18 protein-coding genes are annotated in these 14,217 nt (G+C 64.9%); 11 read left to right on the top strand and 7 right to left on the bottom strand.

Annotated features, from left to right (window positions below):
• Positions 1-8 precede the first annotated feature (8 nt).
• From MJ956_RS02770 to MJ956_RS02755, 4 genes are read left to right on the top strand one after another with little or no spacing between them, the layout of a single operon-like run.
• A complete protein-coding gene (locus MJ956_RS02770) occupies positions 9-389 on the top strand; it encodes a hypothetical protein (protein WP_253962952.1) in 381 nt (126 codons plus the stop codon).
• Positions 386-1,096: a cytochrome c oxidase assembly protein gene (locus tag MJ956_RS02765; RefSeq protein WP_253962951.1), complete on the top strand. Its 711-nt coding sequence runs from the start codon at positions 386-388 to the stop codon at positions 1,094-1,096. Before MJ956_RS02770 ends, MJ956_RS02765 begins: the two co-directional genes overlap by 4 nt.
• The gene (locus tag MJ956_RS02760) at positions 1,096-2,391 is read left to right on the top strand and encodes a c-type cytochrome (RefSeq protein ID WP_253962950.1); all 1,296 of its coding nucleotides are present in this window, start codon (positions 1,096-1,098) and stop codon (positions 2,389-2,391) included. The genes MJ956_RS02765 and MJ956_RS02760 overlap by 1 nt, the downstream gene beginning before the upstream one ends.
• Before the next feature lie 40 nt (positions 2,392-2,431).
• Positions 2,432-2,854 carry a metallopeptidase family protein gene (locus MJ956_RS02755; protein WP_423724784.1) on the top strand — a complete coding sequence of 141 codons (423 nt, stop codon included), beginning with the start codon at positions 2,432-2,434 and terminating at the stop codon, positions 2,852-2,854.
• Positions 2,855-2,862: 8 nt separating this feature from the next.
• Here the strand turns inward: MJ956_RS02755 and MJ956_RS02750 are convergent, their stop codons facing one another.
• From MJ956_RS02750 to MJ956_RS02740, 3 genes are read right to left on the bottom strand one after another with little or no spacing between them, the layout of a single operon-like run.
• Positions 2,863-3,084 carry a hypothetical protein gene (locus MJ956_RS02750; RefSeq protein ID WP_253962949.1) on the bottom strand — a complete coding sequence of 74 codons (222 nt, stop codon included), beginning with the start codon at positions 3,082-3,084 and terminating at the stop codon, positions 2,863-2,865.
• Positions 3,085-3,118: 34 nt separating this feature from the next.
• Positions 3,119-3,325, bottom strand: coding sequence for a DUF1737 domain-containing protein (locus MJ956_RS02745; RefSeq protein WP_253962948.1), 207 nt, complete (start codon positions 3,323-3,325; stop codon positions 3,119-3,121).
• Positions 3,322-4,206, bottom strand: coding sequence for an HpcH/HpaI aldolase/citrate lyase family protein (locus MJ956_RS02740; RefSeq protein WP_253962947.1), 885 nt, complete (start codon positions 4,204-4,206; stop codon positions 3,322-3,324). Before MJ956_RS02740 ends, MJ956_RS02745 begins: the two co-directional genes overlap by 4 nt.
• A gap of 130 nt (positions 4,207-4,336) precedes the next feature.
• Between MJ956_RS02740 and leuD the strand changes: the two genes are divergently transcribed.
• Together leuD and MJ956_RS02730 are read left to right on the top strand one after the other, a co-directional pair.
• The gene (gene leuD, locus MJ956_RS02735) at positions 4,337-4,942 is read left to right on the top strand and encodes a 3-isopropylmalate dehydratase small subunit (RefSeq protein ID WP_253962946.1); all 606 of its coding nucleotides are present in this window, start codon (positions 4,337-4,339) and stop codon (positions 4,940-4,942) included.
• A gap of 12 nt (positions 4,943-4,954) precedes the next feature.
• Complete coding sequence (locus tag MJ956_RS02730; RefSeq protein ID WP_253962945.1) at positions 4,955-5,365, top strand: RidA family protein; 411 nt, start codon at positions 4,955-4,957, stop codon at positions 5,363-5,365.
• Positions 5,366-5,380: 15 nt separating this feature from the next.
• On the opposite strand, the gene MJ956_RS02725 is transcribed toward MJ956_RS02730, so the two are convergent.
• Positions 5,381-6,373: a DUF3179 domain-containing protein gene (locus tag MJ956_RS02725; RefSeq protein WP_253962944.1), complete on the bottom strand. Its 993-nt coding sequence runs from the start codon at positions 6,371-6,373 to the stop codon at positions 5,381-5,383.
• A gap of 207 nt (positions 6,374-6,580) precedes the next feature.
• Here MJ956_RS02725 and MJ956_RS02720 point away from each other — a divergent pair, with 207 nt between their 5' ends.
• Positions 6,581-7,207 carry a hypothetical protein gene (locus MJ956_RS02720; protein WP_253962943.1) on the top strand — a complete coding sequence of 209 codons (627 nt, stop codon included), beginning with the start codon at positions 6,581-6,583 and terminating at the stop codon, positions 7,205-7,207.
• Positions 7,208-7,319: 112 nt separating this feature from the next.
• Positions 7,320-8,279: a molybdate ABC transporter substrate-binding protein gene (locus MJ956_RS02715; RefSeq protein ID WP_253962942.1), complete on the top strand. Its 960-nt coding sequence runs from the start codon at positions 7,320-7,322 to the stop codon at positions 8,277-8,279.
• Positions 8,280-8,466: 187 nt separating this feature from the next.
• Here MJ956_RS02715 and MJ956_RS02710 read toward each other — a convergent pair whose 3' ends face one another.
• Complete coding sequence (locus MJ956_RS02710; RefSeq protein ID WP_253962941.1) at positions 8,467-9,372, bottom strand: mechanosensitive ion channel family protein; 906 nt, start codon at positions 9,370-9,372, stop codon at positions 8,467-8,469.
• Positions 9,373-9,646: 274 nt separating this feature from the next.
• Between MJ956_RS02710 and leuB the strand changes: the two genes are divergently transcribed.
• Positions 9,647-10,759, top strand: coding sequence for a 3-isopropylmalate dehydrogenase (gene leuB / locus MJ956_RS02705; protein ID WP_253962940.1), 1,113 nt, complete (start codon positions 9,647-9,649; stop codon positions 10,757-10,759).
• A gap of 268 nt (positions 10,760-11,027) precedes the next feature.
• Here the strand turns inward: leuB and MJ956_RS02700 are convergent, their stop codons facing one another.
• On the bottom strand, positions 11,028-11,507 hold the full coding sequence (locus MJ956_RS02700) for a DUF2214 domain-containing protein (RefSeq protein WP_253962939.1): 480 nt from the start codon (positions 11,505-11,507) through the stop codon (positions 11,028-11,030).
• Between the two features lie 24 nt (positions 11,508-11,531).
• Positions 11,532-12,092, bottom strand: coding sequence for a DUF6152 family protein (locus MJ956_RS02695; protein WP_253962938.1), 561 nt, complete (start codon positions 12,090-12,092; stop codon positions 11,532-11,534).
• Between the two features lie 103 nt (positions 12,093-12,195).
• On the opposite strand from MJ956_RS02695, the gene MJ956_RS02690 reads away from it, so the two are divergent.
• On the top strand, positions 12,196-13,227 hold the full coding sequence (locus MJ956_RS02690) for an aspartate-semialdehyde dehydrogenase (RefSeq protein WP_253962937.1): 1,032 nt from the start codon (positions 12,196-12,198) through the stop codon (positions 13,225-13,227).
• Between the two features lie 226 nt (positions 13,228-13,453).
• Entirely contained in the window at positions 13,454-14,116 is a 663-nt protein-coding gene (locus tag MJ956_RS02685; RefSeq protein WP_253962936.1) for a YiaD family glycine zipper/OmpA-like lipoprotein, read from the top strand.
• Positions 14,117-14,217 lie beyond the last annotated feature (101 nt).

Genomic DNA, 14,217 nt, shown 5'->3' with positions numbered 1-14,217 from the left:
AGACAGGGATGCACACCGACGGACAGACCCGCGACAATCTCTGGACGCTGATCACCCCGCCGACGCTCTGGGCGTTGCACTTCCTCGTCTCCTATGTGCTGGCGGCCTATGAATGCACCCCGAATGACAGGATTTTCGAGACCATCGGCGGCGCCCGCGTCGCCATCGCCGGCGTCACGCTCGTCGCGCTGATTCTGATCGCGGCCGTCTTCCGGCGCGCATGGCGTGATTGGCGCGGGGGAGGCGGCAGCCGTTTTTATAACGACGAGGACACCGAAGCCGCGCGCGAGCGGTTTCTGGAATTCTCCACCGTGCTGCTGGCCGCGCTGTCCTTCGTCGCCGTGCTCTTTGTCGCCCTGCCGGTGCTGATCAACGCGGATTGCCGATGAGAACCGCCGCGCCCACGCTGGCCGGCCATGACCCGGCCACAACACCGGCGGCATCGCGTTGGTCCCCTATCACGCGGTTCTGGCCGCTGATCGCCGGCGTCCTCCTGCTGGCGCTATTGTGGTTCGGGCCGCTACCGCAGACCGCGCGCGGCTCTTTCGCCGCCCATATGGTGCTGCATATGGGCCTCGTCGCCCTCGCCGCGCCGGTTCTGGCGCTCGGCCTGGCGCGCGCCTTTCCTCGTCTGATCGCCGCATTCCCGCCGGCTCTGGCGATTTTCGCCTCACTGGTCGAGTTCGTTGCGATCTGGATCTGGCACGCACCGGTGCTGCATGATGCGGCGCGCGTGGATAGATCGGTTTTCGTCCTCGAACAGACTTCCTTCCTCGGCGCCGGGATCCTCCTCTGGTCCAGCGCGATCGGAGCGGCCAGCGCCGGCCGGCCGGCCGCGCGCGCAGCGGGCGTCGTCGCGCTTCTCGTCACCTCGATGCATATGACGCTGCTCGGCGCGCTGCTCCTGTTTGCGCCGCGTCCGCTCTATGCCTGCGCCGAACTCTGTTCGCCGGCCGCCGCATTGACCCCGCTCGCCGACCAGCAGCTCGGCGGTGTCCTGATGCTGCTCGTCGGCGGCGCGGCCTATCTCGGCGGGGGATTGGCGCTGCTCGCCTCGCTCTTGCGCGAGGACGCGCGCAGCGATGGGACGTGCTGATGCGGATCGATTTCATCCTCACCTGGAAGAAGCTTCTCCTGGCGGCGGCCGGTGGCGCCGCGCTCGCCTTCGCCTTCAGTCTCTCCGGCATGGTCTCCATAGCCGCCTCATCGGGCCATTTCGGGCCCGTCGGCTGGTTCCTGAACTGGACCATGCGCAATGCCGTCGCGCGCCAGTCCTTGTTAATTTCCGTTCCCGAGGAGATCGACCTCGACGACCCCGCCTTGGTTCAACGCGCGGCGGGACACTTCGCCACCGGCTGCGCCCCCTGCCACGGCGCCCCCGGCGTACCACAGTCGCCGGTTTCCCTAGCGATGACGCCGCATCCGCCGCGGCTCTCGGACCGCGTCGGGGACTGGGGAGACAGCGAACTGTTCTGGATCGTCAAACACGGCCTCAAATATACAGGCATGCCGTCCTGGCCGACCCAAGAGCGGGACGACGAGGTCTGGGCCCAGGTCGCCTTCCTGCGGGCGCTGCCCAACATGACGGCCGAGCGCTATGCCGAACTTGCGCTCGGCGGAAACCGCGGCGACAAACCACTGGAAGCCGGTGGCGAGACACTGGCCGGGCTGGACGGCATCTTCGAGAACGCGCTGGCCGATTGCGTCCGGTGTCACGGACGCGATGGCCTCGGCCAGGGCGCCAAGGATGCCGCCGGCGCCTTCCCGGTCATCGCCGGGCAGCCGGAGGCCTATCTTCTTGAGACGCTGAGGGCCTATTCGGAAGGTTTCCGCCATTCCGGCCTGATGCAGCCGCCGGCCAAGCGTTATGACGAGGCAACGCTGACCGCGCTCGCAAAATGGTATGCCGGCCAGCCGGTGACGCGCGATTCCCGTGAGCCGAGCGAGAGCCCGGCCCCGGCCGGTCAGATCTCCGAGGCCGAAGCGGAACCGACAGTCGCGATGGCCGACGGCATTCCGGCGCAGATCTTTCCGCCCGACACACGCAGCGGAAATGCCGTCGTCTCTACTGCGGCAGCAGGCGGCTTGCCCGAAAACCCCGAGGCGATGCGCGATCTCGGACGAAAGATCGCCCAGGAAGGCCTTCCGGCCCGCAAGATCCCCTCCTGCGAGAGCTGCCACGGCGCCGAGGGCCGCGCCAAGAACCCGCATTATCCCTATCTCGGCGGTCAGCCGGAATGGTACGCGCGGACGCATCTGGAACTGTGGAAGGAAGGCACGCGCGGTGGTACGCGCTTCTCTCACCTGATGACGCCGATCGCGAAAAACATGAACGAGGCGCAGATCGCGGCGGTCGCCGCATGGTATGCGGCCCAGCCAGTCGGCCGTTGAGTGAACGGCCACCACGTGAACGAGAAACGAAAGAGCCTTCATGGATAGCAACGCCGACGCGCAGTCGTGGGAAATAGCGATGGCGCCGGGACTGGACGTGATCGAGGCGATGGCGATCAAGGCCTATGCCGAGCTTCCTGACGAGTTCCGGGCGCTCTCCGGCGAGATTCGTTTCCACGTCGCGGACTTTCCCGACGACGATGTGATCCGCGAAATGGAGCTGCAAAGCCCTTTCGACATTCTCGGCCTGTTCGAGGGCCGCGCGATCGGCGACATCGACAGCCCGGTCACCGGCGAGATGCCGAACCGCATTCTCCTCTACCGCCGGCCGATCCTGGATTATTGGGCCGAGCACGAGGAGACGCTGGGCACCCTCGTCTCACATGTGCTGATCCACGAGATCGGCCATCATTTCGGCCTGTCGGACGATGACATGGAAGCGTTGGAGGCAAGCGTGGCCTGACCCGCCCGTCATCGCCTCGTCCTGGACATCGCCCGGCTTTGCCGCCAGCGCAGGAGCGCCAGCCCAGCCAGGCTTGCGAGGACGACCGTCAGGGTGAGCGGAAAGGCCATCGCCACGACGACGAGGATGGCGATCGTGACAAAGGCGGCAAGGCCGACCAGGGCGCAGCCGATTCCGTAACCAATGGCGGATTCGAGCGACCTTCGCATCTCGGGACCGGATCGCTTCATCCGCCGGACTACTCCTGAAACCCCGCGACGGCGCCTACTGCTCGCCGAGCTTCAGCGCCGGGTCGTATTTTTCGCCTGCGACGGTCTTCACCACCGCCTGGCCGCAGCGCATCGTGCCCATCGCCGCGTCATAGGCGTAGGTCGGGGACCCATGCAGCTCCCAACCCCTGGACAGCGCCAGCGACACCTTGTGGCAGAAGGCGGAATCATCCGACCCTGACAGGAAACGGTAGAGCTTCATCGCGCCGTCTCCCGGTCGGCGATCGCGTCGCGCATCGCCAGCAGCTTTTGCGACTGCTTGAGATGCAGCCGCTCGACCATGCGTCCCTCGATCTGCAACACGCCCTTGTCGGAATTGTCCGGCTTGGCGAAGGTCTCGACGATCCGCTCGGCCCAGGCGATGGCCGCCGGGTCAGGCGAGTAAGCAGCGTTCGCGCCCGCGATTTGCGACGGATGAATCAGCGTCTTGCCATCGAATCCCAGCCGTCGGCCCGACGCGCATTCGGCCGCAAAGCCCTCCTGATCGCGGAAATTGGCATAGGGGCCGTCAAGCACCGCCATTCCATAGGCTTTCGCCGCCACCATGATCTGCATGATCCAGGGCATCAATTCGGCCCGGTCGGCGCCGGGATCGATGCCGGTCGACAGGGCGATGTCATAGGGGCCGACCATCAGGGCCGTCACCCGCATGTCGCGTCCGGCGGCAGCCAGCTTGCCGACATCGAGGATGCCGAGGGGCGTCTCGATCATCGCCCAGAGCTTCACGCTGTCCGGCGCGCCCGCCTCCGTCAGTGTCTCGGCGGCCTGGCGAAGCGTCTCCACCGTCTCGACCTTGGGGAGCAGGACGGCGTCGACGCCGGCTTTCGCCGCCATCCGCAGGTCGTCAAGTCCCCAGGGCGTGTCGAGCGTGTTGATCCGGACGATCCGCTCGCCGGCGAAACCGTCGGAGCGCAGATGCGTCGCCAGTCTCTCGCGGGCGTCCTCCTTCTCGCGCGGACCGGCGGAGTCCTCCAGATCGTAGATCAGCGCGTCGGCGGCAAGGCTTACGGATTTTTCCAGCGCGCGCGCATTGGCGGCGGGCACGAAGAGCAGCGAGCGGCGGGGGCGGAATGGTTTGGTCATGGCGAACCTCATCGCCGATTCAGACGAAACAGGCAATCGCCGACACGCAAAACTCTCCGGAGTTTGCGCGCCCGAGCCGAAATGCTATCCACCAAGCAAGGAACCATTGGAAACGTGAAGGACGACGGCGATGCAGAAATTCGACAAACTGACCGGGGTCGCCGCGCCCTTGCCGATCGTCAATGTCGACACCGACATGATCATTCCGAAGGACTATCTGAAGACGATCCTGCGCACCGGCCTCGGCACGGGCCTGTTCGCCGAGTTGCGTTACAATGAGGACGGTTCGGAGAACCCGGATTTCGTCCTCAACAAGCCGGCTTACCGGAACGCCGAAATCCTCGTCGCGGGCGATAATTTCGGCTGCGGCTCGTCGCGCGAGCACGCGCCCTGGGCGCTGCTCGATTTCGGCATCCGCTGCGTGATTTCCACGTCCTTCGCCGACATCTTCTACAACAACTGCTTCAAGAACGGCATCCTGCCGATCCGCGTCACGCCGGAGCAGCTCGACCTGCTCATGGACGACGCCGAGCGCGGCGCCAACGCGCGCCTCACGGTCGATCTGGAGAGCCAGACGATCGCCGGGCCGGATGGTGGGCAGATCTCCTTCGAGATCGATCCGTTCCGCAAGCATTGCCTCCTCAACGGTCTCGACGATATCGGCCTGACCATGGAGAAGGCGGGCTCGATCGCCGGCTACGAGGCCGCTTTGGCCGAACGGCGTCCCTGGGCGTGATACGGGGCCAGGATGGATCGCCAGTCGCCTTGCGATGATAGACCGCCGCGCCGCCTGATTTCGACGGGCTCTCCGTTCGAGCGGCAGGCCGGCTATTCCCGCGCGGTCGCGGTCGGCGACTGGTGCTTCGTTGCCGGAACGACGGGCTACGACTATGCTTCGATGGACATGCCCGACAGCGCCGCCGAGCAGACGGAAAACGCGCTGCTGACCATCGACGCGGCCTTGCGCGAGGCGGGTTTCGCCTTCGCCGACATCGTGCGCGTCAACTATATCGTCACCGACGCCGCACTCGCCTCCGAAGTCTTCGCCGTGACCGGCCGCTGGCTCGCGGACATCCGCCCGGCCGCTACCATGATCGTCGCCGGGCTGATCCGGCCGGAGATGAAAATCGAGATAGAGGCCACCGCCTTTCGCGGTTGATCAGGGCCGGTCAATCTACCCCTCGATTTCCATCTCCGGATGGAAGGCGTGGGCAACGAAGGCAAAGGTGATGTCGTGGACCGCGGGCTCGCCGTCCGGTCCGGTGACGCTGACGGTGCCGACTTCGCGGCCTTTGCCGATATCGCGCGTATCCAGTGCCGAGGCCTGCCCCTTCTCCCAGCTCAAGCGATAGCCGCCACGCTCGAGGCTCCCGCCTTTGCGCAACTTCGCCAAGGAGACGATGGAGACCGGCTCGTTGGTTTTCGCCGCGCGCACGACGACCACCCGCGCCATCGGCTCGATCCCCTCCGGCATCTCGCCGCGATAGAGGAACGGCGTCGCCGAGCCGTCATAGGAGACATAGGGGTTCTGGCCATAGGGCCGGCTCATGTTCTTCGGCGGCGCCAGCACCTTGGCGCCCGGATGGCGCTTGGCGAAGGCCTGCCAGGAGACGAGGCCCGACGGAATGACGTCGAGCGTCTTGCCGGTCAGGGCACCCGCGATCCCCGTGCCGGTGAATTGCTGCCACCAGCTTTCCGTCTGCCGGTCGTACATGACGAGATCGGAATGGCGCAGCTTGCCGGTGGTGCCGAAATCGAGGATTTTTCCGTCGCGCTCACGCTCGAAGACGATCGCCGCGTTGCAGAGCGGGCAATAGGTGACGGCGACCGGAACGCCGGCGACCGTATCGTTGACGATCTCATGAAACATCAGGATGCTCAAGGGATAGGCACGGGTCTCGCCGCCGACGGTCAGCTGGATCACCGGCTCGCGCGGCTGGAGATTATCCGCCTCGGCAGCCGTCACGAAGCGCGGATCGTCGATCGCCGGGATGCCGTCCTTCGGCGGACCGCCCGAAATGATCTCGGTGAGATCGACCGATTGCTTGGAGAAATCCGTCCGCCACCCCTCGGCGGCCCAGCGCGCCGGGTTCGCGCCGGCCAGTCCAGTCATCATCAGAAGCGTCATCGCCGTGGCGAATGCGCCCCACCGCAATCCTAGGTGCATCGTTTCCTCCCGATCCCGCATCGCCGTCGCGTTCCGGTCGCGATTGTGCGCGCCGGCCGCGCGCCAAGCGAGTCACGCTTTGACGATTCGGCGTGATCGCGGCGGGATTTCGGCGGGGCCAAACGGATCGATCGCGGCGTTCCCGCGTTCCGCAGGCGATTGACGCAGCCGGCGGACGCGTTGCCGAACGAGCCCAGGAGCGCCCTCATGTGGAACTGGCTGTCGCAAAACACCGACGTGCTGAGCCTTGCGGTCAGCATGGCCATGCTGGTCGTCTGGATCGTCTATCTGCAACTTCTGCTGAACGGCTACCGCCGCCAGCGCCGTTCCTCCATCCTGATCAGCCGCGGCGCCGGACACGGCATCCGGTCACGCTGCCTCATCACCAGCATGAGCGCCGAGCCGCTTTACGTTACAAGCATCATCGCGACGCTGGAGACCGAGGCCAAGTCCTACGAATATGCCCTCACCGACCTGCGCGATCTCCCGGAGGATCTGGGCGCCGACCCACGCTCATCGATGCGCCAGGGGAGTCTATCCGCCGGCGAGTATCTCGACATCGGCCATTTCGACGAGTTCGTCTCCCAATTGGTCGAAACGGACCCCGACCGCGCGCGGCTGCACAACTGGACCGATGCCGTCAACGCCATCGAACTGACAGTGCTCGCTCTCTACGGATCCGACCGGCTTCCCGTCGGGGCGTCGCGGCGCTTCTCCTTCGTGCGGGCCGAGGCTGGCGGCATGCGGATCAGCCCGGATACGCTCTGGACCCGGCAGCTTCACTCGCGACGCCAGCGCAAACAGCTCGTGCGCAAGCTCGCGTCGCACTTGTGAGGCTGCGTCCCGCCGATCGAGAGACCGGCTGCGCAATATCTCGGACGACGGCCTGCTTTACATTCGCTCATTCGCATGTATGAATTCGTCCGCCTTATGGGAGGAAAAACCAATGTTAAAAAGAATAATTACGACCGCCGTTGCCGCGATCTTCTTGGCCGGAACGGCATTCGCGCAGGAAGATGAAAGCGGCGACAAGGATTACCGCACCTTCACCGCAGGAGGGGAGGTCGAATATAGCGCGATCGAGGATTCCTACACGGCTGATCTGGTCATGTATCTCGCCGGAAACCAGTTCATGGTCATGGAAGAGCTGATCAAGGATTTCCAGTCGAAGCATCCGAACATCGCGAAAGTGTATGTAGAGACCATCCCGCCGGGGCAGATTATCAACCAGCAAATCCTGAAACAGGGTCAGATCAAGGGCAAGGACACGGCGCAGAACCCTGATCTTTACGCAAGCGTGAACCTCGGGCACTTGCAGAAGCTGAAGGCCGCCGGTGTGATGGACACCTATATGGTCTATACGCACAATCGGCTGTCCCTGATGGTTGCCGAAGGCAATCCCAAGGACATCAAGGGCGCCGAGGACCTGGCGCGAGACGATCTGGTGCAGTCCCATCCCAATCCGCAGACCGAGGGCATCTTCCGTTTCTACGGATCGCGGATGCTCAAGGACATGGGCATCTACGAAAAGGTCACCGGAAACGCCGACTGCAAGGGCTGTTGGGCCGTGGAAGGCAAGACCTGGTTCACCGAGCGGCACCATCGCGAGACGCCCGACCGCATCGAGGCCGGCGAGGCGGATGTCGGCATCGTCTGGGAAACCGAAGTGCGCCACGCCAAGGCCGAGGGCCGCAAGATCGACGGCGTCGAGATCCCGGCGCCGCAGAACCAGCAGGACAACGTCGCCTATGCCATCGGCACGCTGACCACGGCCCGCAATCCCGACAATGCCGAGACATTCCTCGATTATCTGCGCTCCGACGAGGCGCAGGCAATTTATGAAAGCTACGGCTTCGTGCGCGCCAGCGCGGACGAATTGACGTCGAAGCCGATCCCGGAGGGCTGAGCCGGGCCTTCGCTCCGGTATCACCCGCAACCGTCAGGGCCGCTTCGCGCCAAGCGAGACGGCCCGGTCCGCTATCCAGGCACGACATGTCGCGCGGCTTTGCCGGCGGCTACGAATGGTGCCGGCCGCGGCCGGTTCTTCACGCGCCGCGTGGGGTGAGTTCCCGGACGGACGTGACCCATCCGGGCTACGCCGCCACGTGCGCCTGCGGCCAGGCGGTGGCGCGGAGCTGGCGTGCGATATCGTCCCACCCGGCAGCTTCCGCGGGTAGCGCCGAGTTCCGGGCCTCCGGCAACGCCGCCGAAAGGACGTCCAGCAATATCTTCTGCTCGAGCGCCCTGGCGTCCCTGACCAGGCAGTAGATCATGACGTGAAACTGCAGCTTGCCGATCTCCGATGTCGCCACCGCCACCTCAAAGCCGGGCCCCGCGATATCGGCGCCGGCTTTGCCAGCGGCCAGGCGATGGAAACGCGTTGCCCGTTCGAGGTCGTCGCCAACCGCCGCCCCGGCCGCTGCCTCGATCAGCGCCATCGTTTCCCGCACCGGTCTTGCCATCTCCAGCGTCAAGGTAAAGCGATGCGGCGCGAAGTGGCGCGGCTGCGGCTCGACCCTGACCGGCCCGGTCAGCAGGATCGAGTTCGGCAGCATCACCGTCCGACCGGTGCCGGCATGGCCGAGATGATGCGGTGGCAGCTCCATGATCGTCGTGGAGAACAGCCCATGGTCGATCACTTCACCATGGATGCCGCTCATCTCGATACGATCGCCGACCTTGAAGAGATGGCCGCTGAAGCGCAGCACCGAGCCCGCGATGCACATGATCAGCTCCTTGGTCGCCACCACCAGAGCCACCATCACCGCCGCCAGCGAGAAGACGATGTTCTGGATCTCGCTCAGCCAGATTCCGAGGAGAGCGATTGCCAGAACCGCGTTGCAGACGGCGCGAATGGTGAAGCGGCGTTGGCGTTTGACGATCGGATCGGCCCTGCGGGTGGCGAGCCACTCGCCCAACCAGCGAAGAACGAGGACGCCGAACAGGATGGCGAGGCTGATCGTCAAGTTGTCGGCGACTCGGGAACTGACGAATGGCATGGCTTTCTCCGCCGGCAGGACAACACGGCGGCGGCCGGCAAACCGGCCAGTCGCGGGCGGCTTTCGCCGTGGCTGCATGGCCGATCTATCGCTCCCGAAGCGTTAACCAGGGGTTGAAACATTATGTCGAAATCGAGGTATTTCAGTCGAGCGCGCCACCATCAGCTGTCGCGAGGCGAGGGCAGCGCGCGCCTTCCGGATGGGCCAACCGGCCTTGCGGCGCGCGGCTCTCGCGGGTAGCAGAGGCGACAAATCTTGGTAAGGAAGGATTTCGATGACCACCAAGCTTCTGCTGCTTCCCGGCGACGGCATCGGCCCCGAGACGATGGCGGAGGTCGAAAAGCTGGTCGCCTTGTTGAACGAGGCGAGCGACGCCGGCTTCGAGATGGAAACCGCGCTCGTCGGCGGTTCGGCCTATGACGACTGCGGCAAGCCGGTGTCGGATGCGACGATGGATCTGGCGATGCAGGCCGACGCGATCCTGTTCGGCGCGGTAGGCGGAGCGAAATGGGACGGCGTTGCCTACGAGCTGCGGCCGGAGGCCGGATTGTTGCGTCTGCGCAAGGACATGGAGCTGTTCGCCAATCTGCGCCCGGCGATCTGCTATCCGGCGCTGGCGGGCTCCTCGTCGCTGAAGCGCGAGGTGATCGAAGGGCTCGACATTTTGATCGTGCGCGAGCTTACCGGCGGCGTCTATTTCGGCGAGCCGAAGGAAATCATCGATCTCGGCAATGGCCAGAAACGCGCCGTCGACACGCAGGTCTACGAGACCTATGAAATCGAGCGCATCGCCCGCGCAGCCTTCGACCTCGCCCGGGCCCGCCGCGGCAAGGTGACGTCGATGGAAAAGCGCAACGTCATGAAGTCCGGCCTCTACTGGACCGAGGTGGTGACGCGCATCCACCGGGACGAATATGCCGACATGCAACTCGAACACATGCTGGCCGATTCCGGCGGGATGCAGCTGGTGCGCGCACCGAAGCAGTTCGACGTCATCGTCACCGACAATCTGTTCGGCGACATGCTGTCGGACATCGCGGCGATGCTGACCGGCTCGCTCGGCATGCTACCCTCGGCCTCGCTCGGCGCCGTCGATGCCAAGACCGGCAAGCGGCGCGCGCTGTACGAGCCGGTGCATGGCTCGGCACCCGATATCGCCGGCCAGGGCATCGCCAACCCGCTGGCGATGATCGCCTCCCTGGCAATGTGCCTGCGCTATTCCTTCGCGATGACCGCCGAGGCCGAGGCGCTGGAGTCCGCGATCGCCGAGGGACTCGACGCGGGCATCCGCACCGTCGACATCATGCGCGACGGTTGCCGCCAGGTCGGCACGGCCGGGATGGGCGACGCGGTGCGCGACAGTTTCCGGACGAAGCTCACGGCCTGACCTCTCGCCCCCTTGCGGTCTGCTGAAGATCAGCCCTCATGCAACCACCTGACGCGACCATGCATTATACTCGCAGTCATTATCATTTGCAGGAGAGCAACGATGATCAGGAGCATCCTCAAGGCCGTCTTCGTCGGCTGGGTCGCCAAGAAGTTCCTCGGCCGCGACAGCGAGCCCAAGCGCGGCCCTCGGCGGGTCTAGAAGGGCAAACCAAGTAATGCGAATGGCCGGCTCCATGGGAGACCGGCCTTTTTCGCGACCGCGCCCGTCACCCGACGAATGCGATAAATCGTCCGGCGACGATCGCCGCCATCCAGATCGTCATGGACAGCGCGGCCGATATCCTGATCGATCCGGACAGGTGCCCCTCGTCGACAACGCGCTGCCAATGGCCGGTGGCGTGAACGAAACCGGCGTGCAGGGTACCAATGCCCACCAACCCGATCTTTGTCAGAAAGGCGGGGTTGGCGGCATAATCGAGTGGCTGGACCATAAACAGCAACGCGCCAGTCATGACCGCGGCGGCAAGGCCGGCGGCCGCGAGTTTGGGAAGCACCACGGCGAGCGGCTGGACCGGCGCGATGCGGAACGCACCCAGCAGCCTTAGGTCGAGCGCCATGATCGCGCCAAACAGCGTCGCGAGCGAGAGAATATGAGCGGCGTTGACGAGCGGATAAACCACGCGCGAGGCTTTCAACGCGGTGGCGACCGGCGAGGCCGCCACGGCGACGAGGAACTCATCGATCACCGATCGCGCTCCGGCAACGGATGGTCAGGCCGACGGTTCGAGGCTTTTCTCGCGGCGGGGATAGACATCATAGGTCGTCCCGTTCACCGTGACGGTTTCGGCCTTGAAGACGCGTTCGTTGGGATCGCGCGACCGATGACCGGTAAAGGCGGCCTGGTCGCCGACGGCGGCGACACCCTCGACGAATCCGGATCGCTGCGTGGCCGCGGGCGGGGCGCGGTCGACTTCCCAGACGCCCTCTTCGTTCTCCACCACGAGATGAGCATGCGGGTTGCCGAGGGACATCGCGACAATGGTTCCTCGCAACCGGCTTTCCTGCTCTTCGGTCCAGGCCCAGCCATGATGGGCTGATGCGGCGACCGGGGCGGCGATCAAGACGGCGGCCACCAGGACCGCGCGCGCTCGGGTTGGGTTCTTGCTGGCCATTTCGTATTCCTTCTCGAGAGTCGGGCTGGGACAGGAACGCAGCGAAGAAGGTTTTGTTGATCGGGACATGATCTTCCCTGCCCGAACCGCCATCAATCCCGCGTGATTGACAAGCGACGCGTCTCCGCGCATATCGCAGCCTATGTCCGCACGCTCCACGATCAAAACGTCGATTATCTGACGCCGTCTGCCCCGCTTGTCTCCCCCGGGGCGGTAGACGAGCGTGCAATGGTCGGACGGGGAGAGCGAAGGGTTGTATCCCATGGGTTACAAGGTTGCCATCGTCGGCGCCACCGGCAATGTCGGGCGCGAAATGCTCAGCATCCTCGCCGAGCGGGGCTTTCCGGCGGACGAGGTCGTGGCGCTCGCCTCGCGCCGCAGCCCGGGCACCGAGGTCTCCTTCGGCGACAAGACGCTGAAGGTGAAGCCGCTCGACCAGCATGATTTCGCGGGAACCGACATCTGCCTGATGTCGGCCGGGGGCGACATCTCCAAGGAGTGGTCGCCGAAGATCGCGGCCAAGGGCTGCGTCGTCATCGATAATTCCTCGGCCTTCCGCTACGATCCCGACGTGCCGCTGATCGTTCCGGAAGTGAATGCCGACGCCGTGACGGGCTTCACCAGGAAGAACATCATCGCCAATCCGAACTGCTCCACCGCGCAGCTTGTCGTCGCGCTGAAGCCGCTGCACGACCACGCCAGGATCAAGCGTATCGTCGTTTCCACCTACCAGTCGGTCTCCGGCGCGGGAAAGGACGGCATGGACGAGCTGTTCACCCAGAGCCGGGCGGTCTTCGTCGCCGACGAGATCGAACGGAAGAAGTTCACCAAGCGCATCGCCTTCAATGTCATTCCGCATATCGACGTCTTCATGGAGGACGGTTCCACCAAGGAAGAGTGGAAAGTGATGGTCGAGACGAAGAAGATGCTCGATCCCAAGATCAAGGTCACCTGTACGGCGGTGCGCGTGCCGGTCTTCATCGGCCATTCGGAGGCCGTCAACATCGAGTTCGAGAACCCGATTACCGCCGACGAGGCGCGCGACATCCTGCGCGAGGCGCCGGGCTGCTTGGTGATCGACAAGCGCGAGGACGGCGGTTACATCACGCCGTATGAATCGGCTGGCGAGGACGCCACCTACATTTCCCGCATCCGCGAGGACCAGACCCTGGAGAACGGGCTGAACATCTGGATCGTCTCCGACAATTTGCGCAAGGGCGCGGCGCTCAACACCGTTCAGATCGCCGAACTGCTGATCAATCGCGGCCTTCTGGAAAAACAGCGGGCTGCCTGAGCAGCCCCGATCAAAGGACGGCCGGCGTCGCCTTGCGGGGCCGGCCTTTCTTTCGCGCGCGACCAGCGCCACGCACGGCCCATCTGTTACCTGTGGGTAACGCTGCAATGGAATTGCGGCAGCGGTCCGGTCGGCCGTATTTCAGTCATCTGTAGCCGTTAACGCCGACCGCGAATGGACACGAAGCGGGCCGTGAAGGCCCCGAAGTCAACAGTGGATATCGTTCATGAAAAAGCTCGCCCTCGCCCTTGCGCTGACCACCGCCGTCGCCGGTTGCACGACCGACCCTTACACGGGTGAAGCCAAGCTCTCCAATACCGTGGGCGGTGCCGGCATCGGCGCCGGTGTCGGCGCGCTCGGCGGCTATCTGGTTGGCGAGGCCACCGGCGTCGATTCGGGCCGTGCCGCGCTGATCGGCGCCGGCGTCGGGGTGCTGGCGGGCGGTAGCGTCGGCGCCTACATGGATTCGCAGGAAGACAAGTTGCGCCAGCAGCTCCAGGGTACCGGCGTCTCGGTCACCCGGGCCGGCGACCGCATCATCCTCAACATGCCGTCGAACATCACCTTCCCGACTGACCAGGCGTCGATCCTGCCGGCTTTCTATCCGACGCTCAGTTCGGTCGCGCTGGTTCTCAAGGAGTTCGACAAGTCGATTGTCGACGTCTACGGCCACACCGACAGCCAGGGCTCGGACGGCTACAATCTGCAGCTGTCGCAGCAGCGCGCCAGCTCGGTCAGCCAGTTCCTGGCGAGCCAGGGCGTCAATCCGCGCCGGCTCAACACCCAGGGCTTCGGCGAAAGCCAGCCGATCGCTTCCAACGCTTCCGAACAGGGCCGCGCCCAGAACCGCCGCGTCGAAATCTCGATCTCGCCGCTCACCAACGGCTGACGCGCAGTCCCTGCCAATCAAAGAAAGGCCGCGCTTCATCAAAGCGCGGCCTTTCGCATGCCCGCCTTCAGGTGAGGATCGGACCGATCAATCGCTCCGGC

Source organism: Aurantimonas marianensis, assembly GCF_024195285.1.
Lineage (GTDB): Bacteria > Pseudomonadota > Alphaproteobacteria > Rhizobiales > Rhizobiaceae > Aurantimonas > Aurantimonas marianensis.
Note: the sequence above shows the minus strand (reverse complement) of the source record. Positions and strands in the feature narration are given on the sequence as shown.